General features: G+C 35.8%; 25 protein-coding genes. 13 read left to right on the top strand and 12 right to left on the bottom strand.

Annotation, left to right across the window (positions count from 1 at the left end; translation table 11 throughout):
• Positions 1-34 precede the first annotated feature (34 nt).
• Positions 35-355: an EF-hand domain-containing protein gene (locus IL45_RS04325; protein WP_036580779.1), complete on the top strand. Its 321-nt coding sequence runs from the start codon at positions 35-37 to the stop codon at positions 353-355.
• A 77-nt stretch (positions 356-432) separates the two neighbouring features.
• Here IL45_RS04325 and IL45_RS04320 read toward each other — a convergent pair whose 3' ends face one another.
• The 3 genes from IL45_RS04320 to IL45_RS04310 are packed head-to-tail and all read right to left on the bottom strand — an operon-like array spanning position 433 to position 2,100.
• The gene (locus IL45_RS04320) at positions 433-1,269 is read right to left on the bottom strand and encodes a TerC family protein (RefSeq protein WP_036580776.1); all 837 of its coding nucleotides are present in this window, start codon (positions 1,267-1,269) and stop codon (positions 433-435) included.
• Between the two features lie 10 nt (positions 1,270-1,279).
• Positions 1,280-1,648 (bottom strand): hypothetical protein, encoded by a 369-nt coding sequence (locus IL45_RS04315; protein ID WP_036580774.1) that lies wholly within the window; start codon positions 1,646-1,648, stop codon positions 1,280-1,282.
• Between the two features lie 35 nt (positions 1,649-1,683).
• Positions 1,684-2,100, bottom strand: a complete 417-nt coding sequence (locus IL45_RS04310; protein WP_235183318.1) for a helix-turn-helix domain-containing protein — start codon at positions 2,098-2,100, stop codon at positions 1,684-1,686.
• Between the two features lie 381 nt (positions 2,101-2,481).
• On the opposite strand from IL45_RS04310, the gene IL45_RS04305 reads away from it, so the two are divergent.
• The 4 genes from IL45_RS04305 (at position 2,482) to IL45_RS04290 (ending at position 5,346) form a co-directional block, all read left to right on the top strand.
• Positions 2,482-3,606 carry a M14 family zinc carboxypeptidase gene (locus IL45_RS04305; RefSeq protein ID WP_051788643.1) on the top strand — a complete coding sequence of 375 codons (1,125 nt, stop codon included), beginning with the start codon at positions 2,482-2,484 and terminating at the stop codon, positions 3,604-3,606.
• A gap of 80 nt (positions 3,607-3,686) precedes the next feature.
• Positions 3,687-4,160 carry an Lrp/AsnC family transcriptional regulator gene (locus tag IL45_RS04300; RefSeq protein WP_036580768.1) on the top strand — a complete coding sequence of 158 codons (474 nt, stop codon included), beginning with the start codon at positions 3,687-3,689 and terminating at the stop codon, positions 4,158-4,160.
• Between the two features lie 3 nt (positions 4,161-4,163).
• Positions 4,164-4,682 (top strand): DinB family protein, encoded by a 519-nt coding sequence (locus tag IL45_RS04295; RefSeq protein WP_036580765.1) that lies wholly within the window; start codon positions 4,164-4,166, stop codon positions 4,680-4,682.
• Between the two features lie 115 nt (positions 4,683-4,797).
• Positions 4,798-5,346 carry a type 1 glutamine amidotransferase domain-containing protein gene (locus IL45_RS04290; protein WP_036580763.1) on the top strand — a complete coding sequence of 183 codons (549 nt, stop codon included), beginning with the start codon at positions 4,798-4,800 and terminating at the stop codon, positions 5,344-5,346.
• 71 nt (positions 5,347-5,417) lie between these two features.
• Here the strand turns inward: IL45_RS04290 and dnaN are convergent, their stop codons facing one another.
• The gene (dnaN, locus tag IL45_RS04285) at positions 5,418-6,533 is read right to left on the bottom strand and encodes a DNA polymerase III subunit beta (RefSeq protein WP_036580761.1); all 1,116 of its coding nucleotides are present in this window, start codon (positions 6,531-6,533) and stop codon (positions 5,418-5,420) included.
• 186 nt (positions 6,534-6,719) lie between these two features.
• On the opposite strand from dnaN, the gene IL45_RS04280 reads away from it, so the two are divergent.
• Together IL45_RS04280 and IL45_RS04275 are read left to right on the top strand one after the other, a co-directional pair.
• A complete protein-coding gene (locus IL45_RS04280) occupies positions 6,720-8,642 on the top strand; it encodes a S8 family serine peptidase (protein WP_051788642.1) in 1,923 nt (640 codons plus the stop codon).
• 69 nt (positions 8,643-8,711) lie between these two features.
• Positions 8,712-9,377 (top strand): DUF2461 domain-containing protein, encoded by a 666-nt coding sequence (locus IL45_RS04275; RefSeq protein ID WP_036580758.1) that lies wholly within the window; start codon positions 8,712-8,714, stop codon positions 9,375-9,377.
• Here the strand turns inward: IL45_RS04275 and IL45_RS04270 are convergent.
• Together IL45_RS04270 and IL45_RS04265 are read right to left on the bottom strand one after the other, a co-directional pair.
• Positions 9,374-9,820 (bottom strand): hypothetical protein, encoded by a 447-nt coding sequence (locus tag IL45_RS04270; RefSeq protein ID WP_036580755.1) that lies wholly within the window; start codon positions 9,818-9,820, stop codon positions 9,374-9,376. The genes IL45_RS04275 and IL45_RS04270 overlap by 4 nt on opposite strands.
• Positions 9,821-9,885: 65 nt before the next feature.
• Positions 9,886-10,296, bottom strand: coding sequence for a hypothetical protein (locus tag IL45_RS04265; RefSeq protein WP_036580753.1), 411 nt, complete (start codon positions 10,294-10,296; stop codon positions 9,886-9,888).
• A 158-nt stretch (positions 10,297-10,454) separates the two neighbouring features.
• Here IL45_RS04265 and IL45_RS04260 point away from each other — a divergent pair, with 158 nt between their 5' ends.
• Genes IL45_RS04260 through IL45_RS04250 form a run of 3 tightly spaced genes read left to right on the top strand, consistent with a single transcriptional unit; the run spans position 10,455 to position 12,437 of the window.
• On the top strand, positions 10,455-11,810 hold the full coding sequence (locus IL45_RS04260) for an NAD-dependent succinate-semialdehyde dehydrogenase (protein ID WP_036580751.1): 1,356 nt from the start codon (positions 10,455-10,457) through the stop codon (positions 11,808-11,810).
• 25 nt (positions 11,811-11,835) lie between these two features.
• On the top strand, positions 11,836-12,075 hold the full coding sequence (locus tag IL45_RS04255; RefSeq protein ID WP_036580748.1) for a hypothetical protein: 240 nt from the start codon (positions 11,836-11,838) through the stop codon (positions 12,073-12,075).
• The gene (locus tag IL45_RS04250) at positions 12,072-12,437 is read left to right on the top strand and encodes a hypothetical protein (protein WP_146128650.1); all 366 of its coding nucleotides are present in this window, start codon (positions 12,072-12,074) and stop codon (positions 12,435-12,437) included. Before IL45_RS04255 ends, IL45_RS04250 begins: the two co-directional genes overlap by 4 nt.
• Here IL45_RS04250 and IL45_RS04245 read toward each other — a convergent pair.
• From IL45_RS04245 to IL45_RS04235, 3 genes are read right to left on the bottom strand one after another with little or no spacing between them, the layout of a single operon-like run.
• Positions 12,434-13,009 (bottom strand): NUDIX domain-containing protein, encoded by a 576-nt coding sequence (locus IL45_RS04245; RefSeq protein ID WP_036580745.1) that lies wholly within the window; start codon positions 13,007-13,009, stop codon positions 12,434-12,436. The two genes, IL45_RS04250 and IL45_RS04245, sit on opposite strands and share 4 nt — an antisense overlap.
• A gap of 57 nt (positions 13,010-13,066) precedes the next feature.
• Positions 13,067-14,353 carry an amidohydrolase family protein gene (locus tag IL45_RS04240; protein WP_036582003.1) on the bottom strand — a complete coding sequence of 429 codons (1,287 nt, stop codon included), beginning with the start codon at positions 14,351-14,353 and terminating at the stop codon, positions 13,067-13,069.
• A gap of 2 nt (positions 14,354-14,355) precedes the next feature.
• Positions 14,356-17,304, bottom strand: coding sequence for an amidohydrolase family protein (locus tag IL45_RS04235; protein ID WP_036580742.1), 2,949 nt, complete (start codon positions 17,302-17,304; stop codon positions 14,356-14,358).
• 190 nt (positions 17,305-17,494) lie between these two features.
• Between IL45_RS04235 and IL45_RS04230 the strand changes: the two genes are divergently transcribed.
• Positions 17,495-18,673, top strand: coding sequence for a T9SS type A sorting domain-containing protein (locus IL45_RS04230; protein WP_036580741.1), 1,179 nt, complete (start codon positions 17,495-17,497; stop codon positions 18,671-18,673).
• Between the two features lie 57 nt (positions 18,674-18,730).
• Here the strand turns inward: IL45_RS04230 and IL45_RS04225 are convergent, their stop codons facing one another.
• Entirely contained in the window at positions 18,731-19,792 is a 1,062-nt protein-coding gene (locus tag IL45_RS04225; RefSeq protein ID WP_036580739.1) for a DUF3810 domain-containing protein, read from the bottom strand.
• A gap of 135 nt (positions 19,793-19,927) precedes the next feature.
• Here IL45_RS04225 and IL45_RS04220 point away from each other — a divergent pair, with 135 nt between their 5' ends.
• Entirely contained in the window at positions 19,928-21,097 is a 1,170-nt protein-coding gene (locus IL45_RS04220) for a GlmU family protein (RefSeq protein ID WP_036580737.1), read from the top strand.
• Here IL45_RS04220 and IL45_RS04215 read toward each other — a convergent pair.
• Positions 21,094-21,498, bottom strand: coding sequence for a lipocalin family protein (locus tag IL45_RS04215; RefSeq protein WP_036580734.1), 405 nt, complete (start codon positions 21,496-21,498; stop codon positions 21,094-21,096). The two genes, IL45_RS04220 and IL45_RS04215, sit on opposite strands and share 4 nt — an antisense overlap.
• A gap of 98 nt (positions 21,499-21,596) precedes the next feature.
• On the opposite strand from IL45_RS04215, the gene IL45_RS04210 reads away from it, so the two are divergent.
• Positions 21,597-23,978: a zinc-dependent metalloprotease gene (locus IL45_RS04210; RefSeq protein WP_036580731.1), complete on the top strand. Its 2,382-nt coding sequence runs from the start codon at positions 21,597-21,599 to the stop codon at positions 23,976-23,978.
• 2 nt (positions 23,979-23,980) lie between these two features.
• Here IL45_RS04210 and IL45_RS04205 read toward each other — a convergent pair whose 3' ends face one another.
• Positions 23,981-25,573 carry an ABC transporter substrate-binding protein gene (locus IL45_RS04205; RefSeq protein ID WP_036580728.1) on the bottom strand — a complete coding sequence of 531 codons (1,593 nt, stop codon included), beginning with the start codon at positions 25,571-25,573 and terminating at the stop codon, positions 23,981-23,983.
• Positions 25,574-25,582 lie beyond the last annotated feature (9 nt).

The raw sequence follows: 25,582 nt of genomic DNA, 5'->3' as shown, positions 1-25,582 counted from the left end.
ACATAGATTAAGTCAAATAAGAAAACCAATTTATATGAAAGCACTTAAATCAGTAGCAATAGCAGTAGGAGTTGTAGTATTAACGAGTTGTGGTTCAACAAATACAACTGAAGAAGCAGCAACTTCTAAAAATGGAGAAAAGCCTGATGCGGCAACTCTTATACAGCAAATGGATACAAATAAAGACGGAAAATTATCTATAGAAGAGGTGCAAGGACCGCTCAAAAATGATTTTGATAAGATAGATACAGATGATGATGGTTTTCTATCACTAGAAGAGCTTAAAAACGCTCCAGTACCAGAGAGACGTTCTGGTGGACCTGGTCAAGGTGGTAGGCCTAACGGTGGTCGATAAATATGATTACTTCATTAAATAGCGCCGTAAATTAATTATTTACGGCGCTATTTAATTTATGAGTATAAGTGAATGGTCTAATTTATTTTTTCATCCTCTTCTAAAAGATCTGTTGTCTTCTTAGTCTTGATTTTTTTACTTCGCAATTTAAAGTTCAAGAATTCAATGAACATTGAGAAGAAAATAGCAAAGTATAGGTAACCTTTAGGAATTGTACCGGTACTTTGATTAAAGATAACTAGATCGGCCATATGAGCACCTTCAGCAATAAGCATAAACCCAATCAATAATAAAAAGGCAAGTCCTAGAACCTGTACCGATGGATGCTTATTTACAAACTTTCCAACAGGATGAGCAAATACCAGCATAATGATAACAGATATTACGATTGCTATGATCATTAATAGTAAAGCTCCATCTGGATCATCACTCAAACCATTTGTCATTCCTATAGCTGTCAGAATACTATCAAAAGAAAAGACAATATTAATCATAGTGATTTCCATGATAACTTTTGATAGTGCAGATGTTCTCTTGCGTTTGACCTCTCTTTGATCATGTCCTATGTCTTCAACTTTTTCATAAATCTCTTGAGTAGATTTATATAATAAGAATATACCACCAGCGATAAGAATTAAAGACTGCCCAGATATGGATCCGTGAGCCCAGCCCCAATCAAATATAAACCATGGAGCCTGTAGAGATATCAAAACGCTAATCCCAAAGAGTAGTGCGATACGTAAAATCATCGCAAGCGCTAAACCTATGTTAGTAGCTTTCTTTCTTTGATCTGCTGGTAACTTGTCTGCCGCTAGGGAAATAAATATGATATTATCTATACCTAGTACAATTTCTAAAAATATCAATGTTACTAAAGCGATCCACGCGTTTGCACTTGAGAAAATTTCAAACATAATATGTGATTTATTTTTTTACGGCAGTACCTTGATACGTTTGTTCACGACCAGATTGTTTAAATTCAAATGTATAAGAATCTTCAGTCGTGTTTAATATTCTAAAAAGATAAGCTCTACTATCTGCATTTGTTTTTGGATTGATAGGAATAATTCTCCACTCACAATCATTTATCCACTCTACTCGAGAACTGTCAATAACACCTTCATAGGTTTCAATTTGGAATTCTTCTGTTCTTGTAAAAGTTGTTTTCAATAATTTACCACCACTTTCTTGTTCCCATATAAAGGTACCTGTTCTGAAATTTGAACAATCTCTTTCAACTTGATAACATGAACTAGTCATCAAAACTAACATAAGAATTCCTAAAATACGCATCTCTTATTTTTAAACAAATTTAAGCAATAGCTCATCTATTCTGGGAAGTAATCTTTAAAACTTCCGTCACTATACAAGACGATTATTTTTGATATATTTTTCCCTTTAATTAATGTTTCCGTTTCTTTGGTGATCTCGGGTTTTGGAGTGGAAAATAAATCTGGTGATGGAGTGACTGGTGGATTTACAGCAGCGGTTGTTTCAATTTTATCTTCTTTTTTAACGGTAGGAGCTACTGGTTGAGCAGCAGGAGTCTCAATCATTTCCTTTTTAGGGTAAGAACCTTTACCGTTTAGTAACCAATATAGATCTACCTCTGGAAATTGATCTACAATATTCATGACTAGATCTAGACTAGGTTTGTTACGTCCAGATAAAATATGTGAGATTGAACTGCGACCTACGTGTATAGCTTCTGCAAATGATGATGCGTTCAAATCATTTTTTTCCATGATTTTATGGATTCTCTTTGTAAAATCAGCTGAATTGACCATGTGTTACATTTGTAAACAAAAACAGTGTTGTTTTATTGTTTACAAAACTAAACAATATGTGCGTCATACGCAATACGTCCTTATGATTGTAGGTTTATAGTTGAATCTTTAGTATACTTGGGTATAATTAATCTACTGAATTAAAGATTTTTACTATATCAAAGTGTAGTTATAATGGTATGTGGTAATGTTCCAGTGGTAAGGTCTACAGTTCAACAATTGATATTGATTACAGTTGTAAACAATTCAATGCATCGTTTTGTTTACAATTGTAAATTAAAAGGTGTTTACATGTGTAAACTGCGGATGAGTTACATTTGTATCATTTATTTTGTCACAATGAATACAACCTGCTTTAATACTAACGTCATGGCACCTGTTCTCGATAAGCGTTACTTTATATATGAAGATTTTATTAGTTCCTTAGATACTCTTATAGGTAGTTTTAAGGGGTATCACTCTATTAAAAGTGAACTAGGGAAATCTGTTTTAGGTAATTCTATTTATAATGTGCAATTAGGATCTGGTTCAATTAAAATATTGATGTGGTCACAAATGCATGGAAATGAATCTACCACTACTAGAGCGTTGATTCCTTTTATGGATTGGTTTGTAAAGTCAGATAATTTTAAAAAATATTCATTATACATAATTCCTGTCTTAAACCCAGACGGATTAAAGAGATGGACCAGGGAAAACGCAAATTCTGTAGATTTAAATCGAGATGCTCAGAATCTTTCTCAGCCAGAAAGTGTTCTTTTAAAAACTGCATTTGAGGTTTTTCAACCTGACTATTGTTTCAACCTTCATGATCAAAGAACGATCTATGGAACACCAGATGGAAGTAAAGGAATTCACTGTTCTTTCTTATCTCCTGCAGCCGATGAATCTAGAGAGGTGACACCTGCACGTTTAAAAGCAATGAATGTTATCAATCAATTAATTGATTGTATTAGCCATGATTCAAATCACATCATAGGTAGATATGGAGATGGTTTTAATGCAAATTGTGTTGGAGATACGTTCCAATCTCTAGGTGTTCCTACAATACTATTTGAGGCAGGACAGGCAGATGATGATTATTATCGTACCGAAACTGTTCATTCCATATTTAAGTCATTACAACGTGCTATTGAGGTTATTGCGTCAAGTGATGATGTAGATTCTCAAAAAGTGCTTAGTGAGTATCATTCGATTACTCCAATAGAAACTAACTTTTGTGATATTCTCATAAAAAATGTCCCATCAGGTAAAAGTACAGTCGATTTATCTATAATGTATCGAGAGGTTTTGAGCGATGATATTCTTTACTTTGTTCCGTTTCTTACTGGTGTTAATGATGCTACAGTAAAAAATGCGCATCGCATTATAGATATGAGTTTAATTGATGCCGTTGTTGACTTTGAGATATCTACAGGGCAAAAGATTATTAGTAATAGTTTAGATATTCAGATTTTCTATTAATTATATGATAAAACTGACTTTTTGTTCGGGTTTATCTTAGTTTTTTGTGTTTTTTTGTAAATAATTGATAAAATAAAGAAATGGCAAGGATTGACGACATAGATAAGCAAATACTTGATGTGTTAATTGAAAACACGAGAACACCTTTTACAGACATCGCAAAGCGATTAAATATATCGGCAGGAACAGTTCATGTACGAGTTAAAAAGATGGAAGAAAGTGGAATAATAAAAGGATCTTCTCTAACTGTGGACTATGAGCAATTGGGATATACATTTATCGCATATATAGGTGTCTTTTTAGAAAAAACGTCACAGACTCAATTTGTAATCAGTCGTATTAAAGAGATTCCTTTTGTTACTGTAGCGCATATTACGACAGGTAAGTTTAATATCTTTTGTAAAATTAGAGCTCAGGACACCACTCATGCAAAAAAAATTATTTTCTTGCTTGATGATATTGAAGGAGTTAGTCGTACAGAAACCATGATATCGTTAGAAGAAAGCATTAACGATAAGAAAAGATTACTTCATAAAGTTTTTCAAGACCTTTAAATAATGACTCGTAAAGAAATTCAATCAGAAGAGTACAATAGCTACTACGATCATTATTTAAATTTAGTACCAGAGGCAGCAACCATTGATACGATTCTTGAAACTAGTTTAGAGGATACCTTACATTTTATAAAAGCGATAGACAAGCCTCTAGACACTACATATGGAGAAGGAAAGTGGTCGATAGGTGAGGTGTTGATGCATAATATCGATACAGAACGTGTGTTTGCTTATCGAGCCCTTAGATTTATGAGAGGTGATGTAACACCTTTACCAGGATTTGATCAAGATGTATTTGCTAGAGATTATAAAAATTACGCTTTCGCGAAAGCGGATCTATTAAATTCTTTTCAAGCTACTAGAAACGCTACTATTGATTTATTTAAGTCTATTACGGTAGATCAACTTATGATTAAAGGTATTGCAAGCGATAGCGCTATGAGTGTACGTGTGATTCCTTTTTTAATTGCTGGTCACAATAAGCATCACGAAAACGTGATAATGGAGCGGTATTTAAGTTAATTTTTGCTAAATCGGTAAAATTTAAGAGCCTGCTAAGTAAATCTTAGCAGGCTCTTATTATATAAACACATGGCAGTATGTGACTTTTGTAGAGAATTTAAAAATAATATATACCATGAAAAAGAAAGTAGCCATATTAGCCACAAACGGATTTGAAGAAATAGAATTAACCAGTCCTAAAAAAGCATTAGAAGATGCAGGTGCGACTGTACATATTATAAGCCCTTCAGGAGAGTCTATAAAGGCGTGGAATGACGGAAATTGGTCAGAAACGTATAAGGTAGATCATGCAGTGTCAGATGTGTCCGCAAGCGACTATAACTCTTTGATGTTGCCTGGCGGCGTATTGAATCCAGATCAATTAAGACAAGATGATGCATCCATAAGATTTATCAAAGACTTCTTTAAACAACATAAGCCAGTAAGTGCAATTTGCCACGGTATTCAACCCTTGATAGATGCTGGCGTATTAAATGGACGTAAGTTAACATCTTACCCATCGTTGCAGAAGGACATTGAAAACGCAGGAGGAAATTGGGTGGATGAAGAAGTCGTCGTTGATGAAGGCTTTACAACGAGTAGAACACCTGATGATTTAGATGCATTCAATGCAAAGCTTGTAGAAGAAGTAAAAGAAGGTAAACATGAAGAACAACATGCGTAATGTTATGTTGGATATAAATAAAAAAGGCTCGCATTTTGCGAGCCTTTTTTATTTATATAAAGTAAGTGCTTTTATTGATTAAGCATTACTGGCATCACAAGCATAGTTACATGTTCACCTTCATCTAGACCATCTACTGGTGTTAAGATTCCAGCTCTATTAGGCATAGACATTTCAAGAGAGACATCTTCACAGTTTAAATTGTTCAACATTTCAATTAGGAAACGACTATTAAAACCTATTTGCATATCATCTCCTTGATAATCACAAGTAAGTCTTTCATCTGCCTTGTTGCTGTAATCTAGATCTTCTGCAGATATGTTTAACTCTGCACCAGCCATTTTAAGTCTGATTTGGTGAGTTGTCTTATTAGAAAAGATACTTACACGTCTCACAGAGTTTAAAAATTGATTACGGGTAATCACTAATTTATTAGGGTTTTCCTTTGGAATAACGGCTTCATAGTTAGGATACTTACCGTCTATTAGACGACAAATTATACTCGTTGAGTCAAACGTAAATTGAGCATTACTTTCATTATATTCTATTAAAACCTCTGTCTCACTACCTTGTAACATTGATTTTAAAAGATTCAAGGGCTTTTTAGGCATAATAAATTCTGCTGTTTCACTAGCAGATAAATCTTCTCTACGGTATCTTACTAATTTGTGAGCATCTGTCGCTACAAAGGTTAATGAGTCTGTTGAGAATTGAAAGAATACACCAGACATTACTGGTCTAAGGTCGTCATTTCCAGCAGCAAAAATGGTTTTATTTATTGCAGTTGCTAGAGTATCACCTAGTATAGAAGTACTACTCGGATCTGTTAAACTTACCGCTTTAGGGAATTCCTCACCATTTGCACAGGCTATTTCAGAACTACCTTTATCATGGCTTACTGTCATGATACCATTATCTGCACTGAAAGTAAGCGGTTGTTCAGGGAAAGTTTTTAAAGTATCAAGTAATAGCTTTGCAGGTATAGCAATGCTGCCGTCATCTTCACTTTCAACTTCTAGGGCGGTAAGCATGGTTGTTTCCATGTCTGATGCAGATACTTTAAGCTCTTTACCATTTAACTCCAATAAAAAGTTATCTAATATAGGTAAGGTGTTGTTACTGTTAATAACGCCACCCAACATTTGAAGGTGTTTCTGTAAATAAGAACTTGAGACAATAAATTTCATATTGTGTTATGCTTTTGTGATACTATTATAGCTTATTTGTGTCATTAGAATTAGTTAAATACAAACCAATTGTAATTTTTTTACGTATTTTTCGACTCTAATACAGTAATTTCTGCAAAGATATTTTAATATCGATAAAGCTGAAAGATACTTATTAACAAAAGAACCCTACTTATAAATAAAAACATGAAAAAGACTACACTTATCCTTGGATTAGCTTTGCTTAGTTCAGGTCTTTCTTTTGGGCAAACCGCTGAAGAGCGTGCACAAATTACAAAAGATTATGATCAAGTAAAATTAGAAGAGCTAAGACTAGAATTCCAACAGGAATATGAAATAAGAATGGAACGTGCCACACGTCTTGCAAAAGAGAATGGATGGCCTCTACGTAAATCGTTCGAAGATGGTTCTTCAGGTGCATTATATGATGTTATTGACAATGAACCTATTTATATGTCCACAGATAATCGTATTGCTGGATTAATGCAAGGTGCAAATGAATTGTGGAATGGTGGATCTTTGGGAATTAATATAGAAGGTCAAAACATGGAAGTTGGCGTTTGGGATGGAGCTAGAGTACTACAAACTCATGAAGCTTTAATAGGGCGAGTGGTTGCAGGAGAAGCTCCTGTTTCCTCAGGAGATCCTGACGATGATGACCATGCAACTCACGTAACTGGAACTATTGTAGCAAATGGTCCTGATAATAATGCCATAGGTATTGCTCCGCAGGCAACTGCAAAGTTTTATAATTTTACTAATGACAATTCAGAAATGACGACTGAAGCCAGTAATGGTATGTTAATTTCTAACCATAGTTACGGTATACCTTCAGGTAATGTTAATCGTGTCTTTTTAGGTCGTTATGGAACTGAAGCAGCAGCAGTCGATAACATCACTTTCAACGCACCTTATTATTTACCGGTTATGTCTGCTGGTAACTCTCGAAATACAGGAGTTAACACAATGGACAATGGTTATGACCTTTTAACAGGTGATAAACTTTCAAAAAACGCTATGATAGTTGGTGCAGCGGTGGGAAATCCTAATTATGCGAGTCCTGCATCAGTTCCTATGTCTTCATTTAGTTCTTGGGGTCCTGCTGATGATGGTCGTGTGAAGCCAGACATCACTACTAAAGGTGTTAACATGTATTCGTCATATTATAATCAAGGGAATTCTGGATATGCCACTATAAGCGGTACAAGTATGTCAGCTCCAGCAGTATCTGGTGGATTAATTTTATTGCAACAATATTATAACTCTTTAAACTCTCAATACATGAAGTCTGCTACTGTTAAAGGTTTAGCCCTTCACACGGTGAAAGAAGCAGGTACTTTTGATGGTCCTGATTATCAATTTGGATGGGGACTTCTAGATACAGAGGCGGCAGCGTTAGCAATTCAGAATGATGGTAACAGTTCTTCAATCGAAGAATTATCATTGGCAAATGCAGCCACGTATACAAAGTCTACTTTTTCAGTATCAGGTGGAAATGATTTAGTAATATCAATTTCTTGGACTGACTTTAGGTCGTTGCAACCTTTCCCAAATTCTGATATAACTACTGAGGACCCAACACGCCCTGCGATTACAAATGACTTAGATTTAGTGGTAACTGATGCATCAGGTAATACATATTATCCATGGAGTTTAGATCCTGCATCACCAGCTGCAGCTGCTACTAATATTGCTCCTAATAACGTTGATAATTATGAAAAAATTGAAATTGATAATGCTTCTGGAACATACACAGTCACTGTAACACACAAAGGAAATTTGTTTTTTGCTCCACAAGCTTTTTCTCTGATTATCACAGGTGCAGATCCAGCAACATTCTCTAACAAAGAAGATCAATTAGACAGTTTTAGTATTTATCCTAATCCAGCAACAGATCACTTTACCGTAGCATTTAATAATCAGTTATCTGGTGATAAAATTAATGTCAATGTTTATGATGTTTTAGGACAAGAAGTAATGTCTAGATCATTTGACAACAATGGTTTATTTGAGCAACGTATTTCTACGGCCGACTTAAATTCTGGTATCTATCTTGTAAGAGTTGGAAATGGTATAACGGCAAGTACAAGAAAGTTAATAGTTAGATAACAATATATTCTTACTTTTATTAAAAACCGCTTCAAGTTAAATGAAGCGGTTTTTTTACATCTTTAATTTATGATACATAAAGAACTTCTTACCTTTCTTACTTCACTAGAAAAGAATAATAACAGACCATGGTTTGAGAATCACAAACCTCAATTCCTGGAACTAGATAGTGCTTTTAAAAACAGTATTAATGAAATTACCGACTTGCTAAATCAGCATGATGTAATTGAAAAGTCTAAAACATATAGAATTTATCGAGATATTCGATTTTCAAAAGATAAAACGCCTTTTAAAGTACATAGAAGCGCTAACTGGATGCGTGCTGGTGTAGAGCGCCGTGGCAGTTATTATATGCGTATAAAGCCAGGTAATCATTTGATAGGAGTAGGTTTTTTTGGTCCAGAGAAAGATGATCTTTTAAGAGTACGTAAGGAGTTAGAGGTAGACGCACAAGAATTAAGAGATATTATCGAGGAGCCTCAATTTTTGAAAACATGGGGAACCTTTCAAGGAGAACAGTTAAAGACGGCTCCGAGAAATTTTGATAAGACACATCCAGATATTGATTTGATAAGATTTAAAAGCTATCACTTTTTGAAAAGCTTCACAGATCAAGAAATTCAGAGTCCAGAGTTCTTTGACAATATCAATAAGTCATTTGAAACAGCTAGACCATTCTTAGATTATATGACAGATGTTTTAACGACAGATTTAAATGGTGAATCTTTAATTTAATTGATTTTAAAAATCTTACGAGTCATACCGTTGAAAGTAAAAGAATCACCAGCCGTTAAATTCTTCATAGCCTCATAGATAGGCGCATTAGAAGATATAGCATAGAATTTATCTCCTTCATCAGTTATCAGTTCACCTAAGGAGACACTTATTAAAAACATATTTGAGTCAGTAGTGACTAGAGCACCTTCCGTCACGACCGTTTTACCACTACCGTAAGAGATATTTTCAAAAGCTCTCTTTAACTTCTCGTGTTCATCTTTAAGATTGTTGTATCGCTCAAAATCGGCCATTAATTCACCAGAGCCATCATCATCTTCGGCATCATTACTGGCATCGTTGTCTGCTAGAGAATCGCCTAATTCCTGAACACGCACTTTATAGCGGTCTATACTATTTTGTATAACCTCTTTACACTTATTTACCGCATTGATTTTAAGCATGATATATAAAGTTTTAAGTACTGGATAATCATTATGCTATCCTATGTAAATGTATACTTAAACTTTTATAATTCTACTGGTGGACGTTCAAAAAGTTGAATACTATTTATCAATCTTTCACGTACTAAATTCATCATACGCTTGTTAAGAGCACTAGAGTTCTTAATGTATGCAAGATATTCATTTACAGTGAATTGACCTATAATGATACCTTTAAGAGAGTTACGGAATTTCTGATCTCGATTTACAGCATTCTCGATATAATCTATACGCTTATTAGAGGTCAGCCCAAAAAACACATTCTTATGTTTCTTAATATAATTATGAAAAACGGCTATTAATAAATCGTGCTGTAATTTTGCAATGGGTCTTAGTGTTCTATTTTGAAATTGTTCTTCAATAGACATGTCATCACTTACTCGTGCATTAGGAATCTCAGGTCTTAGTGCTACTAGATATTCGTCTCGATTATTCATGATAGAAGGTTTTTTAAAGTTACTAAGGCTTGTGTTTATTACGCTTTCGCGGAAGCGTAGTTTCTCAACAACCTTATCAACACTAATTTTATAGTCGTTAAACTCGTGTAAATCTTGCCTTCTTTAGATTCAATAATCAGTATCTTTAAAATAAAAAAGTGATACAGACAATCAATCCATATAACGGTCAAGAGCTCAAAAAATATCAAGAAGATAATTCAAAAGCAATAGAGGAAAAACTAAACAACGCACAAGATCAATTTGAACAATGGCGATTAACAAGCTATGAACACCGATCTCAACTTATATTAAAGGTTGCAGATTTATTGCGCCAGAATACGGATGATTATGCTATTAAAATGACTCGAGAAATGGGGAAACCCATCGCCCAATCTCGAAGTGAACTTGAAAAATGCGCTTGGTTGTGTGAGTATTATGCCGCTAATGCGGAGAGTCATCTTAAAAATGAATATGTAGATACAGATCATTTTAAATCTTATGTCTCCTATGAGCCTTTAGGAGTCGTACTAGCAGTGATGCCATGGAATTACCCATTCTGGCAAGTGATGCGTTTTATAGTTCCCGCGTTAATGGCTGGTAATGTAGGTGTGTTGAAACATGCGAGTAGTGTAATGGGTAGTGCTGTATTGATGGAAGATATTTTTATTGATGCTGGATTTCCGAAAGGTTGTTTTACAAACCTAGTAATAGGTAGTAAAGCGGTAGAAAATATAATCAAAAACCCTATAGTTAAAGCAGTAACCTTAACAGGATCAAAGCCAGCAGGTAGTGCTGTTGCCGGAACTGCGGGAAGTGAGATTAAAAAAACGGTTTTGGAATTAGGTGGGAATAATGCATTAGTGGTATTTAAAGATGCAGATATCGAACAATCTGTCGAGACCTGTGTGGCTGCACGCTATCAAAATACGGGACAAAGCTGTATAGCAGGTAAGAGACTCTTATTGCATGAAGATATTGCAGATGTGTTCATGGAAAGATTCAAAACTGCTGTAAAAGATTTAAAAGTAGGAGATCCTGAAAATGATGAAACCTACATAGGAGTAATGTCTAGAGAAGATCTTGCAGAGGAGTTAGAAGATCTTATGAATAAGTCTATAGAAATGGGCGCAACCCTTGAACTAGGAGGAAAGCGAGATAAAGCGTTTTTTGAACCTACTATTTTAACAGGTGTTACTAAAGATATGCCTGTATTCAAGGAAGAAACATTTGGTCCTTTAATGGCTGTAACAACTTTTAAAAATGAGGATGAAGCTGTTGAATTAGTAAATGATTCAGAATTTGGTCTAGGAGTATCTCTATTTACACAAGATGTAGAAAAAGTGGAAAAACTCGTCTCTAGGTTTGATGATGGTGCCGTATTTGTAAATGCTAAGGTTGCTAGTCATCCTGCATTACCATTTGGTGGAACTGGAATTTCAGGTTATGGTAGGGAATTATCACATTTTGGTATCAGAGAGTTTTGTAACATTAAAACTGTAGTGATTGATAAATAAATTTATGATCATAGTGTAGACTACAATGAGAGATAAACAGTTACTTCATAATGATTCCAGCAATTCAAAAGAAAATCCCAATACAGGCAAACCTGATGATATAGACCCTAAGAAGGTACTAAATAAAAAGTCTTTTATTGAAAAATGGGAGCAAAGTCCTTACTGGTTCGTTAGTGGATCTTATAAAGTACTTCATTCTATCTGGATGGTAGTTATGGCTGTTGGAATGTTTCTGGCGTGGTTAATAGCGTTGCTAGCTACATGATAAAAAAGGTACCCTTAGTAACATTGCATATTGTAGCATTAATATGCATGTTGATGTATGCTGCTGTTCAATTCATGAAGTTAGTACAGTATGAATCTTATCCATTCATTTTTAGTTATCTCAATGATATATTGGTCATCCCTATCATCGCTACTATATGTCTTCATGTACTATGGATGGTAAAAAAGAATTATCAATTACGAATAGGTGTTTTAAGCCTTATAAGTTTAGTGGTTTTATACTCTTATTATTTTGAATACTATCTTCCCTTAAACTCAGAAGGATATACTAGAGACGTTTGGGATATAGGTTGCTATGTAGCCGGAGCTGTAATTTTTTACATCGCTCAAAAGTTGCCCTAGGCTAATCTTTTATTTAATAAATACCACTGAATTCCTATCAATGAAATGGAATTATTAAAAGCACCTTCATCAAGGTGTATTTTAAGATCAGATCGTTTTATTTTAATCAACTCAATATCTTCTTTTTCAGAGACTGCTCCGCCACCTTTTAAAGTCTTTTGAGAGCTGTTGACCTCAGTATAATACAAATAGATTTGTTCTGAGCAGCCACCAGGTGATGGGAAGTAAGTGGTTATCAATTCCAGTTCTTTAGTTTCATAGCCTATTTCTTCTTCAATTTCTCGTTGGGCACAATCCATAGGGTTTTCTCCGTCTTCTACAGATCCAGCTACAAGTTCTAACATCCACGGATGATTACGTCTGGCACTAGGATATCTGAATTGTTTGGTAAATAGAAAGCTATCGGTATCCGTTTCATAAATAAGCACCGCTACGCTATCTCCTCGTTCTAAACAAATACGTGTAGCTTCTATAGATCCACTTTCATTCAATTTATCGTGAGTCACTTGAGCTTCTAGGACTTTGAAAAAGCCGTTGTAGACTGTTTTTTCGTTGTTGATGGAGTGTTTCATGGTTGGATATTAAAAAGCCAGTCACAAAGGACTGGCTTTAAAAATTAAAAAATAACTCTACTGCTTACTATACTTCTCCATATAACGATCATTCAAATCCTTCTGTCTAGTGTTCAAAGAAATATCACGTCCATCAATAAAAGCACGAGTCAATTGATTTCCTCGCATATCTAAGGCATCTCCTTTTGAGATGAATAGGGTAGCGCTTTTACCTTGTTCTAGAGATCCATAATCTTTCTCAATCCCTAAAACAGTTGCAGCATTTAAAGTCACTAATTGTAATGCTTTTTCTGGATCCATTCCAAAACCTACCGTATGTCCAGCATAGAATGGGAAATTACGAGCTTGGTGACGTTCCATATCTCCTGAATTCTCTAATGCGACTAACACACCAGCATCACTTAACAATTTTGGAAACTTGTAAGGCATGTCATAGTCGGCATCATCTCTGGCTGGTAAATCGTGAACTCTACCTGCAAGAACTGGAATGTTCATCGCTACCAATTCTTTAGTCACGTTTTGAGCACCTTGAGCACCAACTAGAACGACTTTTTTTAAACCTTGTTCTTTTACAAATCCTAAAACGTCGCGTATCGCTTTTTCTCCATTCACATGTATATAAGCCGTTGCATTTCCTGCAAGCACTGGTTTTAAAGATGCATACTTTAAATCTTTCTTTCCACTTCCTGTATAAGCACGCGCTGCAGCTAAGAATTGAGTCAATTCATCTACTTCTTTATCATAGTTTTTACTAGGGATAGTAGGTCCTGGCTCATACCAGCTACCAGATCTTCTAAAAGTTCTAGGCCAGTTGATATGTACACCATCATCCACTCGTACTGCGGCATCTTCCCAGTTCCATGCATCCATTTGCATCACACTACTCTGACCAGAAATACGACCACCACGTGGTACTACTTGCGCAATAAGAACACCATTAGGTCTCATGGTTTCAACCACACGACTCTCTGCATTATAAGCAATTAAACTACGTATATGCGGATTATAAGTTCCTATTTCTCTATCATCATCACTCGCTTTTACCGCATCTATTTCTACTAGACCTAGCGTTGTATTACAAGCTATAATACCTGGATAAACATGCAATCCGCTGGCGTTAATGACTTCTCCTTTTGGTTGCATTTTTACAGTTGTAGCATCTGCAACTGTGGTAATTTTACCGTTTTCTATAACGATGACACTATTTTCTATAAGCTCTCCATTACCTATGTGTGCTGTAGCATTCATAATGGTATATGACTTGTTTGCTGCAGGTGCTGGAGTTTGTTGTGCTGCTGCGGTAAATCCTACTACAGCGCATAATATATATATGATTCTTTTCATGATTACCATTCTAGCGTGTTACACTCATAAAGAGTTTTAGTAGATTGTTTTGGCTCTTGTGTTTTGAGTCCTTTATTCTTTGCAGCGATCATTTCATTGATAAGCTGCTGGCGTTCTTCTTTTATGCTTTCGCGAAAGCGTAGATCACGTTCCTTATCAAAAAACACAATCCCATCAATCATAGTAACCTCTGCGGTTGCCGCAACAGATAAAGGATTATCTGACCAAAGAACCAGATCTGCATCTTTTCCTGTTTTAATACTTCCTGTACGATCATCGATATGTAAAAGTTTTGCAGGGTTTAAGGTTACAAATTTCCAAGCATCTTCTTCACTGACGTTTCCATATTTTACTGCTTTTGCCGCTTCTTGATTTAAACGTCTAGACATCTCAGCATCATCTGAATTGATTGCTGTGACCACACCTTGAGAATGCATGATGGCTGCGTTATAAGGTATAGCGTCGTTGACTTCATATTTATAAGCCCACCAATCAGAGAATGTAGATCCACCTACACCATGTTCTTTCATCTTATCGGCCATTTTATAACCTTCTAGAATATGTGTAAATGTATTGATACGGAAACCGTGCTTTTCAGCCACTTTCATTAACATGTTGATTTCTGTCTGCACATAAGAGTGACAAGAAACGAATCGCTCACTTTCAAGAATTTCTAGAATAACTTCCATTTCTTCATCATAGCGGAAGTTCTTTTTTCCTTTAGAATCTGCATATTCTCTTGCACGAGTAAAGTAGTCTTCAAATACTTGTTCTACACCCATACGAGTCTGTGGGAAACGCACACCATTCTGGTAACGCGATTGTTTTACGTTTTCTCCTAATGCAAATTTGATAAACTTAGGACTGTCAGAATAAATCATTTCTTCTGGAGAATAGCCCCATTTCAATTTAATAATCGCACTACGTCCACCTATAGGATTTGCAGAACCATGTAAAAGTTGTGAAGTAGTTACTCCACCAGCAAGATCTCTGTAAATATTTACATCTTCGTGATCTACTACGTCTTCAATAGTAACCTCGGCAGTAGAATTGTGTCCTGCTTCATTGACACCATTATCTATAGCGATATGACTATGTTCATCTATAATACCGCTAGTTAAGTGTTTTCCTGTAGCATCGATTACTCTAGCGTTACTAGCACTAAGGTTTTTACCTATCTTAGATATTTTTCCATTTTTAACCAGAACATCTGTGTTTTCTAAAATTCCATCTTTCTCATTAGTCCATACAGTAGCGTTGCGATACAGTATAGTCTCTTCTTGAGGTTTTGTAGCGCTTCCATAGCTTACATTTGGAAAGGTGAGTGGACCTAAAGTTTTAGTTTCCTTTTTCTTTTCATCCTTTTCTTTTTCATCCTTTTCTTTCTCAACATCCTTAGTTGCGGTAAAAGAAACTTCATTACCATTTGCTAGGTATGCAGTACCTGTCAAACGATCTTCTTTAGATACTTTACTGATCATTCTAGTGAAGGTCTTGTCATCTGCATTTTTTTGAGAAGCTGTAATAGTAATCCAGTTACCATCATAAGCGATTTTCCCACCTAATTTAGTACTGTCTATTTTGATACTTACTTTTTTAGCATCTCCAGAGATATCCATTTTATAAGTGTCTCCTGCGATAAGAGCCGTGTAAGATCCGTCAATATCCTTAAGGTGACGATCTTTAATGACATGCTTAGAGCCTTGAACCCAATTTTCATAAATTTTAGTATCCTTCTCAAATAATGGCCCAGAAGTCATAATGAAGTTAGCGACTTTTCCTTTTTGAAGAGTTCCCACCATATCGCTTACGCCCAAAATCTGTGCAGGTTTTGTCGTCAATGCTGCAAGAGCTTGGTCTGCAGTAAGTCCGTATTCCATTGCCATCTTTAATTTCTCCATCAATTTATCTGGAGTTTTTAATCCTTGACTAGTGATGGCATAATTGATTCCAGCTTTAGAAAGTAAAAATGGATTTGCTGGTGCTTGTTTCCATTCACGCATATCTGCTAAATTTACATACCACTCTTGATACGGGTTAGTCACATCATATGCATCTGGAAAGTTGATAGGTAAAATTAATGACGCATTGGTTGCTTTAATATCATCAATCATTTCATAAGCATCTTCACCACCTACAATCACAAATTGTTTGCCGACACGATCACCCATTTTATCTACTCTCAATACATTCTTCTTATCACCAGCTTCAATAATTTGAACTAAGTTTTTATTAGCGACTAGAGCTTCAAGAGATAGATCGCGTGTAGCACTATTTCCTTTTGAGTACCAGTCTGCATCAAAATGAGTCTGACGCAATAATGCCAGTGTACCCATTAATGAAGTAGGATAAGATTGTCTAGTTTGAACACTACGTTTTAATGAGAAAAAGCTTCCACTTTCTTCTTTAAGAATTCTCATTCCGTCATCACCGTTATTATTAAGAGCTACTAGCATACCAGAACCGCGAGCAATACCGTCATTCATATGTGTTTGCACTGCACCATAACCAGCATCGATCATTTTTTCAGCTTCTTTCTCGTCATATTTATAGAAGTCTAGGGCATCTTGCTCTGCACGGATGTGGTCATTCCAGTAGTAACCTTGACGACTCTCATCATATTGCTGACCGCTACCTGAAGCACGTTTTGCTTTTTCCATTCCAAAATCTGCATAAGGCTCGATAAAAGATGGGTAGATGTAACTTCCATTTGCATCCTGAATAACTGCTCCTGTAGGAACGGTTATACCGCTTCCTATATTCGATATTTTACCATCCTTAAGGATGATAGTTCCATTATTAATAACGGTACCTGGTTGTGTCACTATAGTTGCATTTGTAATTGCAACTACCACCTCACCACGTGCAGAAATGTCGTCATTATTAGGGAAGTATTCCTGTGCACTGGCCATACCATGTACAAGGAATAAGAGTAGTAGAACTCGTTTCATTAATAAAGTTTTTGAAATTAGCTTTTAAAGATAGGTATTCCATTAATCTACAATTCTTAAAAAGTGTTAAGAACTACAGAAAATTCACATCCACTTTTGGTAAATACGAGGATAAAAAATACCCTATATGGGGTATTACCTGCATAATCAATTCCATGTAGTTTTGAAAGACACTTTAAATCAGTTCATTATGAAAAACTTTACTTTAATTATTATGTTTTTGTTCAGCACCTTACTTGTTGCTCAAAACCAATTACTTTCATCTATAGATGAGTATTATGATACAGCGACCAGCCAGTGGATAAATAGCTCTGGAAATAATTATGTCTACGACAGCAATGGTAATTTAACCTCTGAAGAATTTTTGTTTTGGGACACATCTACATCTTTATGGCAACAAGGCTACCAGACTATTTATTCTTATAATGCTAACGGTCTAGCTACCGTGGTTCTAGATCAGAACTACAATAGTACAACCAGTCAGTATGAAGATAGCTATAGGATTACGTATTCTTATAATTCATCAAATCAGTTGATTAGTCAGGTGTTTGAAGAATATGTAGGATCTGCCTGGGTATCTCGTGATCGATTTACTGTAACTTATACTAATGGCGTTTTAACTACTGCTATTATAGAGATTTGGAACGGTTCACAGTACGATCTTGAAGAGCGATTTACTTTGTCTTATAATGGTTCTAATATCACACAATTTCTAATAGAAGATTGGGTAGGTTCTCAATGGGTATTAAGTGAACGCGATTTGATAAATTATAACGGAAGCAATCAACGCACTAATAGAATTTATGAGGAATGGGATGGTACTACTTGGAATGAAACAGATAGAGAAACCTATACCTCAGACACCTTTGGAAATAGAATCTCTACACTTTCATCTGTTATAGGTAACCCATCTCAGGATTATAAGATTGATTTGAACTTTGATATTAGTATACAGCTTAGCACATTAGACCATCCTTTTAAAGATAAAACGGGTATCGATTTTATATATGATGAAAGTCCTTTTGTCAGTAAAGTATTAACTTCAACAGAGTCTCAATATGACTCTGCAGCTATGATCTTTTCACCTAATTATCGTACTACCTTTAATTATAATAGCACTTTATCAAACAGTGATATAGCATTAGAAACTCTACCATTTAAAGTTTATCCCAATCCAACTAGTGAGTTCGTGTTTATTGAAGGACCAGAATTAATACATACGGTTGAATTATATGACATGATGGGAAGAAAAGTTATGGAATCTACAAATGAAAGAATATCGATTCATCATTTACCTAGTGGTTTATATAATTTAATGATCGAAGATATTAATGGATTAAAAAGTGATTTTAAAATTATAAAGAACTAGCCATCTTTAATTCTTAGTATACTGCTTGAACTTTACTATTTATTTGAGCAGTATACTTTATCCATTCACGAGCAACGATACGACATAGCTATAGGTTTTCATCCCATCGGGTTGATTGTTAGCTTTTAAATACTGGTTGTAAGTAGCTTGTGATACTTGCTCAATAACATTATCATCATATGGCGCCCAGAAGTCTCTCAGTTCTTGATAGTTTTTTAAAATACCTGGCCTTAGGTGATCTTTTATTTCTTCAAAAGCTTCAGGATCTTTAGTGTATAGATCGTTCAATAAATACTTCAACCCAAAAATGCTTGCGCTATACTGGAAATGTAAATCTTCGTGATTCAGACCAGCTTGAATGGCTACATAGTTAGCCTCATTTTCTTTTGCAAATCCCAATTGATGAGACATCTCATGCAAAATCAAGACAGGTGTTTTGTAACAATTGATCCATGCATTAGTTTGAGCTTCTCCCGTAATAGGATTCAGGTATCCGCTATATCCCATATGGGTTAACGGCATGGTGAGTAATGATTTTTTAATGCTATTTGGTTTTAATTTTTGTTTCAATTGCGGTTGTGGTAACTTTTCAAATCCGCTGGGTGCGATTTTGAATAGTTCTTTTTGTGTTCGATTAAAAACTACCGGCAAACTATCGACAGGTTGTAAGGATTCATGTAACTCGTTAGAAAAGTCAGCATACGTGGCAACTGTCTTCTTAAGTTGATCAACGGTATATTCTCGTTCAATATTTAGCGTCACATTCAGCGGTTGTCGATAATAATTAAATCCCCATAAAACTTGAAAAGTGAATAAGATGATGTTTAATGAAAATAGGAGTTGCGTATAACGCTTCCGCGAAAGCGTAATTAAATCCTTCTTTGATATCCATAACCATCTTAATATCATTACAATTCCTGCGATGTACATCAGGTCACCAAAGGATATTGGAATCCAACCTAATCCGATGCGCATGGCTTTAGAGATATATGGATATATCCCATTACTGTAATATTTTTCGATAAATGATGGGAAATTTCTAAGATTATAATACGTCAGTATTTGTAGAGCCAGAAGGCCTATCGCTATTACTACATGACGTTTTCTAGTTCCGAGCATGGTGCTAAGATACTTTTTAAACTTAAAACTAAATTTAAATCAAAACTTAAAATACTTAGTAACCCTACAACCTAAAAACCCAGTAACTAAACAAACCAAAATCTCTACCTTTGCACTCGCAAAACTTTTCGTCCCATGAACTACATTCTAGCCGACTTTAATAAACATAAAGCTCTTTTACCTTTTACATATACAAGACCGACCAGCGCCATACGTTGCGGAATTTTAACTTTAAAAGAGAAATGGGAGCAAAGGCTAAATGCTAACGTTAGTCATCTGACAGAAGATTATCTACAGACTAAATATCCACTGACTGATACTAATGATAACGTCGTTATTGCGGGAAATATCTTTGCGACAGATGAATTATGTGAAGCAATAAACGCACTGAAATTAGGACAAAAACTAATGTATAACGATACCATTGTAGCTTATCGTGCTGCAGCGGTACATACACCAACTATCGAGTTAACGCAAGTACTTTTTGAAGGTGATTGTGATGGGATTGATCATACCTGGGATATTTTCTCAAAAAATGGAAAAGCATTAGAAGCAGATTTTGAGCTGATTACAAAAGGAAGAACAAGCCAGCCTATACCAGATAATGTACAAGTCATTCATCCAGAGCGTGTATTTATAGAAGAAGGCGCCGTATTAAATTTTACATTTCTTAATGCAAGTAGTGGTTCTATCTATATTGGTAAAAATGCTGAGGTGATGGAAGGTAGTATTATACGTGGTGGATTTGCATTATTAGAGCACAGTGCCACTAAACTGGGAACAAAGATATATGGACCTACGACCGTTGGACCTCATTCTAAAGTTGGCGGCGAGTTAAATAATTCAGTCATCTTTGGCTATAGTAATAAAGGTCACGAAGGATTCTTAGGAAACAGTGTATTAGGCGAGTGGTGCAATATAGGTGCAGACTCTAACACGAGTAATCTTAAAAACAACTATGCTGAGGTAAAACTATGGGATTATGAAACCGGTCGTTTTGCAAAAACTGGTTTGCAGTTTTGTGGTCTTATGTTAGGTGATCATTCAAAATGTGGAATCAATACCATGTTCAATACAGGTACTGTAGTAGGCGTGAGCGCTAACATCTATGGTGCAGGATATCCTCGCAATTTTATCCCGTCTTTCAATTGGGGTGGACCTCAAGGTAATATGACTTACAAGACTAATAAGGCTTATGAAGTCGCAGACGTGGTGATGAAACGTCGTGGTCTTACTCTAGAACAGGTAGATATTGATATTTTGGATGCAGTATTTGAAAAAACTGCCGCTTATAGAAAAGACTAGTTAATTTTTCTATATCTAGACTCACACGCCTCAATACATATATAGCTTATATCCATTGTAAGATTATCTATACTGTATGAGATGGGTAAGTTTAAGGTGCCACAATTTGCGTTGATGGTGCTGTCCATGGTGTTATAAGTTCCATTAGTAGCAGCACTAGTGGTTATGGATATATCGCACACATTTCCATTTGATGTAAAAGTACCGTCTGAATTAAATGTAATGGTTTTATTACTACTAACCGATTGAAAAGTTCCACTACCATCACCAGGATCAGCTAGGTTTGCCACCAGTTGCCAGGTTCCCACGATGTCACTCGTTAAAACATTTCCAGGATCGTCGCTAGAGTCGCAACTGATCAAGAGTATTATTCCTATTAGGGTGAATAGTATTTGTTTCATGGTCTTTTTTATTAAGATGCTACTATTCAAAAATAGTTGCTTTTAACTAGCAAAATACTCAAATCTCTTTTCTTAACTTACGGCTTTAATTCAAGAACATGAAAAGAATTCTATTTATAAGTACTTTAGTTTTGTTTTATTCCGCTTTCGCGAAAGCGCAATCACAATCATCCAAACAAGAATTTAAAGGCTACTATAACTTTACTTACTCAGAAGATAAAGGTAACATACTTCTAGAAGTCAAGGATTTAGATAAGGAATTTCTATATGTTTATTCACTAAGTACTGGTCTAGGATCTAATGACATAGGTCTCGATAGAGGTAAGTTGGGTGATGGCGTTGTCGTAAAATGGGTGAAAAGTGGTCATAAATTACTACTCATGCAGCCCAACCTTAAATACAGAGCGAGTAGTGATAATGATAATGAGCGTGCTTCTATCAATCAAGCATTTGCACAGTCGGTTTTATACGGTTTTGAAATAAAATCACAGAAAGATGGTGTTTACACGATTGATATAACGTCGTTTTTAATGCAGGATACTTTTGGTGTAGCCGCAACACTTAAACGAAACAAAGAAGGTTCTTATAAAGTAGATAAATCTCGCAGCGCTTTGTGGATGGAAAACACAAAATCTTTCCCTGAAAATAGTGAGTTTGAAGCTATGCTCACTTTTACAGGAACACCGACTGGTCGCAACCTAAGAAGCGTCGCACCAGATGCCAAAGCCATTACGGTTATACAACATCACAGTTTTGTAAAATTACCAGATGCTGGGTATGAGCCTCGAGTTTTTCATCCGCGTAGTGGATCTTTTTATGTGAGTTATATGGATTATAGCTCACCGGTTTATGAACCTATTCAAAAGCGTTTTATAACCAGACATCGATTAGAGAAGAAAAATCCTGATGCGGCTATTAGTGAAGTGGTAGAGCCTATTATTTATTATCTAGATCCTGGTACACCAGAACCAGTGCGTAGTGCCTTATTAGATGGAGCTGGCTGGTGGAATACCGCTTTTGAAAGTGCAGGATATAAAAATGCATTCCAAGTAAAAATGTTACCCGATGGCGCAGATCCTATGGATTTGAGATATAATGTCATTCAATGGGTACACCGCAGCACACGTGGATGGAGTTATGGAGCGAGTATCACAGATCCACGAACTGGCGAAATTATCAAAGGCCATGTAAGTCTAGGAAGTTTGCGAATAAGACAAGATTTTATGATCGCTCAAGGTTTACTTAAAGAACCTTTTAAAGAAAATGATGAGAACCACGATAAGATGATGGAACTAGCACTAGCACGTATCAGGCAATTAGGAGCTCATGAGGTAGGTCACACACTAGGATTTGCCCATAATTTTGCAGCTAGTACTAGTGATAGAGCTAGTGTGATGGATTATCCACATCCTAGATTAGAATTAGTTGATGGAGAAATAAGTCTTGATGATGCTTATGATTCAGGAATGGGCGCTTGGGATGATTTAACGGTTCAATATTCTTATGGAAACCCAGATAAGACTCAATCTGAAGAGCAATATTTAAAAGGTGTTATTGATAACGCTACTGCTCAAAATTTAAGATTTATCTCAGACAGCGATTCTAGAGCTGCTGGTGGCGCACATGCTCAGGCACATCTATGGGATAATGGAAGTCAACCTGGAGCAGAACTAGAACGTATGCTAGAAATACGTCAAGTAGCGATGAATCAATTTAGTATTGATAACATCAGAACAGATGAGCCGTTAAGTGTTCTGGAAGATGTTTTTGTGCCCGTTTATTATGGCCATCGTTATCAAGTAGAAGCTACTACAAAATGGATAGGTGGAATGGAATACAACTATGCTACAAAAGGTGATACTGTAGAAATGAGATATCTTTCAAAACAAGAACAAATGAGTGCTTTAAAAGCTCTTTTAAAAACTCTTGAGGTAGAACAATTAATGATACCGACTGATTTACTAGAATTATTTCCGCCTCGTGCTTATGGTTACTACCGTGGTAGAGAAAGTTTTAAAAGTGAAGTAGGCGTGGCATTTGACCCATTGCATGCTGCAGCGAGTAGTGCCGATATGACTTTGAGTTTCTTACTACATCCACAGCGTGTGAATCGAGTGGTTCAAATTAAAGCTATAGAGCAAGATAATCTAGGACTAGAAGAGTTATTACAAAACATAACCGAAGTAGTTTTTGAAAGTAAAACTGATTCAAATTATCAAAAAACCATTCAGCAGCGTGTTCAAGAACGACTGGTCATGCAATTAATAAACGCTCATGCTAACTCACGAACAAATGTAGCGGCTAAAGGTTTAATCAGAAATCAATTGTTAACCATCGACAAGAAACTTAAAAGACTTAAAAATGCCACGGCTCTAGAATTACGTTCTCAAATCGAGCAGTATTTTAAAGATCCAACTAAGTTTAAAGTGGTGAATTTACCTAGTTTACCGGATGGTAGTCCGATAGGTTGTGGTGAGTAGGTTTAATTTGTTTTGTTAACTCTCGTCAAATTCAACATATTCACGGCGTTAGTTTCTAAACCACTGACTTTCTTGCTGATAAAACGTACACTTTCATCATAATAAAGAGGAACGATAGGCGCTTCATTAATGATGATAGAATCCATTTTTATATAGAGTTCCTTACGGTCGGCAGCGTTAGGTAAGGTGAGTGCTTGCTCGTAGAGCTGGTCGTAGGTATCGTTTTTAAAGTGCGTATAGTTAGGTCCGTTAGGAGAAAAGTTTTTAGAATATCCTAGCGATAAATAATTCTCGGCATCGGGATAATCGGCAATCCAGCTCGAGCGGAAGATATCTAGGTTTCCAGCGCTACGGGCTTGACGTAATGTAGATGGTGGCATGACTTCTACAATCGTTTTCACACCTATTTTTTCAAGTTCTTTCTGAATGAATTCACAAAGATCTAGATAATTAGCACCAGTGGTAATCGTAATTTCGGGATTAGTGTCACCAGTTTCCGTAATGTATTGTTGTACTAATCGTTGTGCTTTATGGATATCATATTCATATCCTTTTACCACGCCACCAGCTGGTAATCCGGCAGGAATGAGTCCGCTGGTTGCAGGAATACCTATATTGTTGCGCAAGTACTTGATCATCTTCTCTCTGTCAAATCCTTTATTAATCGCCTGTCTAAGTAGTTTGCTTTGCAGTTCTGGTGTGCTGCTGTCTAGGTATAAGCCTAGATATTCTGTGTTTAGAAATGGAGCTTTTACCAAATTTGTTGTGGAAACGTATTTAGCTTTTAAGTCTCCAGTTGTGGTCAGCAATTCATCTTTATAACTAGGATCTATAGCGTTTATAAAATCCAGATTCCCTTGAGCATATTCTAGGAATTCACTTTGTTTATCGCTTTTAAAAGTGATGGCGACCGCTTCTAGGTAAGGTAATGCTTTGCCAGTGCTGTCTTTTTCGTGATAGTTGTTATTCTTGCGCAGTACCATTTTTACGTTTTCTTCCCATCGTTTTAAATAGAAAGGTCCAGTTCCCACAGGATTTGAACGGTATTCATTACCGTATTTTTCTACAGCTTCTGGTAGTACCACGCTGCAAAACTTCATGGTTAGTAATCCTAAAAAGGCTGGGAATGGCTTTTTTAAAGTAATTCTTAATTGATGCTCATCAATCGTATTTATTGCAGAAACATTAGACATAACCCAAGCACCAGGAGATGCTACCGCTGGATCTGTTAATCGTTCTAGGGAATATTTAAAATCCTGTACGGTTACTTGTCTCGCTTTCGCGAAAGCGTCAAAGTCTTGAAAATAAATATCCTCTCTAAGTTGAAAAGTATACACCAGTCCATCTTCACTAATGTACCATTCACTAGCAAGGTCGGGAACTACCTCGAGGTTTTTATCCAGTTTTACTAAACCATTATAAATTAAATTGCAAGCCCATATATTGCGCTGATCTTTTGCAAATGCAGGATCTAGTGTAGTGATGTTTGCATGTTCATTATATCTAAAAACTGTTGTTTCATCAATAGTAATACTAGTATCACCACAATTGATGAATAGGAGCGACAGTAATAGAAAACAGCAATTTTTAATCATGCTGTAAAT

This window comes from Nonlabens ulvanivorans (assembly GCF_000732625.1).
In the GTDB taxonomy this organism is placed as follows: domain Bacteria; phylum Bacteroidota; class Bacteroidia; order Flavobacteriales; family Flavobacteriaceae; genus Nonlabens; species Nonlabens ulvanivorans.
This window is presented reverse-complemented; position numbering and strand designations above follow the sequence as displayed.